Annotated in this window: 1 protein-coding gene and 1 pseudogene; both read left to right on the forward strand. The window is 67.6% G+C overall.

Translation table 11 applies throughout. From position 1 onward, the window contains the following. Positions 1-202, forward strand: a pseudogene (locus tag ABD220_RS17915) (hypothetical protein); the annotation flags it as partial. Then, on the forward strand, positions 202-923 hold a 722-nt coding region (gene istB, locus ABD220_RS17920; protein ID WP_344124854.1), incomplete at its 3' end, for an IS21-like element helper ATPase IstB. The pseudogene ABD220_RS17915 and the gene istB, both read left to right, overlap by 1 nt.

Raw genomic sequence — 923 nt, forward strand, 5'->3', positions numbered from 1 at the left:
TCAACGGGCGTGGGCGAAGAACATGACCATCACCGACCCAGCGCACGTGGCCACCGCGGCCACGCTGCGGGCCGCCTTCCAGCAGCCCCGCCCAGTCCCCGATGACGAGGAGCTGCTGCGGGATCTGTCGGTCTACGACCGTGCCTTCGGCGTGGAGATCGAGCTCGACGAGAACACCACTCTCGACGGGGAGGTCGCCTGATGAGCGAGGACACGCTCAAGCAGATCGCCTACCTGGCCGCAGCACTGAAAGCACCCCGGATCACCCAGACCGCCGCGAGGCTGGCCGACCAAGCCCGGGCAGGCGGGTGGTCGCACGAGGACTATCTCGCCGCGGTCCTGGACCGGGAGGTCGCCGCCCGCAACGCTTCCGGAGCGCAGCTGCGGATCCGCGCCGCAGGATTCCCTGCCCCCAAGACCGTCGAGGAGTTCATCTTCGATCACCAACCCGGCATCCGCCGGGCCGATCTGGCGCCCTTGCTGGCCGGTCACTACCTCGCCGAAGCCCGCAACGTCGTGCTGTTGGGCCCGCCCGGCACCGGAAAAACGCACCTGGCCATCGCCTTGGGCGTCGCCGCCTGCCACACCGGCCACCGGGTGCTTTTCGGCACCGCCAGTCAGTGGATCGATCGCCTGCACCACGCCCAGGACCGGCTGGCTGCTGAGCTGGCCAAGCTCAAACGCTACGGACTGATCATCGTCGACGAGGTCGGCTACCTGCCCTTCGAACAAGACGCAGCGAACCTGTTCTTCCAGCTCGTGTCCTCCCGCTACGAACACGCCTCGCTGATCCTCACCAGCAACCTTCCCTTCGCCCGCTGGGGAGAGGTCTTCGGCGACCAGACCGTTGCCGCCGCGATGATCGACCGCGTGGTTCACCACGCCGAGGTCCACACCCTCAAAGGCGCCAGCTACCGACTCAA

The organism is Kocuria aegyptia (assembly GCF_039530085.1).
GTDB classification, from domain to species: domain Bacteria; phylum Actinomycetota; class Actinomycetes; order Actinomycetales; family Micrococcaceae; genus Kocuria; species Kocuria aegyptia.